General features: G+C 53.6%; 1 rRNA gene. It reads left to right on the top strand.

What is annotated here, in order from left to right:
- Positions 1 to 248 precede the first annotated feature (248 nt).
- Positions 249 to 1,788 (top strand): 16S ribosomal RNA (locus AC07U6_RS22185).
- The last annotated feature ends 25 nt before the right edge of the window (positions 1,789 to 1,813 follow it).

Raw genomic sequence — 1,813 nt, 5'->3', positions numbered from 1 at the left:
TCTCAAAAAGAGGTTGACTCCGAAGGAGGAAAGCGTAATATACGCCACCTCGCAGCAGTACGCTCCGGCGACTGGCTGCACTGCTCTTTAACAATTTATCAGACAATCTGTGTGGGCACTCGCAGGATTGATATCAAAAGTCTCCGGACTTTAAAAAATATCAAGTCTCACGAGTGAACACATAATGAAATTCATTATGACGTTTTACAGATGAGCATCGCTGAACCTGTTTCAGCAAATCAAGCTTTTAATTGAAGAGTTTGATCATGGCTCAGATTGAACGCTGGCGGCAGGCCTAACACATGCAAGTCGAACGGTAGCACAGAGAGCTTGCTCTCGGGTGACGAGTGGCGGACGGGTGAGTAATGTCTGGGAAACTGCCCGATGGAGGGGGATAACTACTGGAAACGGTAGCTAATACCGCATAACGTCTTCGGACCAAAGTGGGGGACCTTCGGGCCTCACACCATCGGATGTGCCCAGATGGGATTAGCTAGCAGGTAGGGTAATGGCCTACCTGGGCGACGATCCCTAGCTGGTCTGAGAGGATGACCAGCCACACTGGAACTGAGACACGGTCCAGACTCCTACGGGAGGCAGCAGTGGGGAATATTGCACAATGGGCGCAAGCCTGATGCAGCCATGCCGCGTGTATGAAGAAGGCCTTCGGGTTGTAAAGTACTTTCAGCGGGGAGGAAGGCGATGCGGTTAATAACCGCGTCGATTGACGTTACCCGCAGAAGAAGCACCGGCTAACTCCGTGCCAGCAGCCGCGGTAATACGGAGGGTGCAAGCGTTAATCGGAATTACTGGGCGTAAAGCGCACGCAGGCGGTCTGTCAAGTCAGATGTGAAATCCCCGGGCTTAACCTGGGAACTGCATTTGAAACTGGCAGGCTTGAGTCTCGTAGAGGGGGGTAGAATTCCAGGTGTAGCGGTGAAATGCGTAGAGATCTGGAGGAATACCGGTGGCGAAGGCGGCCCCCTGGACGAAGACTGACGCTCAGGTGCGAAAGCGTGGGGAGCAAACAGGATTAGATACCCTGGTAGTCCACGCTGTAAACGATGTCGACTTGGAGGTTGTGCCCTTGAGGCGTGGCTTCCGGAGCTAACGCGTTAAGTCGACCGCCTGGGGAGTACGGCCGCAAGGTTAAAACTCAAATGAATTGACGGGGGCCCGCACAAGCGGTGGAGCATGTGGTTTAATTCGATGCAACGCGAAGAACCTTACCTGGCCTTGACATCCACGGAATTTGGCAGAGATGCCTTAGTGCCTTCGGGAACCGTGAGACAGGTGCTGCATGGCTGTCGTCAGCTCGTGTTGTGAAATGTTGGGTTAAGTCCCGCAACGAGCGCAACCCTTATCCTTTGTTGCCAGCGATTCGGTCGGGAACTCAAAGGAGACTGCCGGTGATAAACCGGAGGAAGGTGGGGATGACGTCAAGTCATCATGGCCCTTACGGCCAGGGCTACACACGTGCTACAATGGCGCATACAAAGAGAAGCGACCTCGCGAGAGCAAGCGGACCTCATAAAGTGCGTCGTAGTCCGGATCGGAGTCTGCAACTCGACTCCGTGAAGTCGGAATCGCTAGTAATCGTAGATCAGAATGCTACGGTGAATACGTTCCCGGGCCTTGTACACACCGCCCGTCACACCATGGGAGTGGGTTGCAAAAGAAGTAGGTAGCTTAACCTTCGGGAGGGCGCTTACCACTTTGTGATTCATGACTGGGGTGAAGTCGTAACAAGGTAACCGTAGGGGAACCTGCGGTTGGATCACCTCCTTACCTGAAGATACTTTCCCGCGTAGTG

It is taken from the genome of Erwinia sp. GW821-FHT03D09 (assembly GCF_059420805.1).
This window is presented reverse-complemented; position numbering and strand designations above follow the sequence as displayed.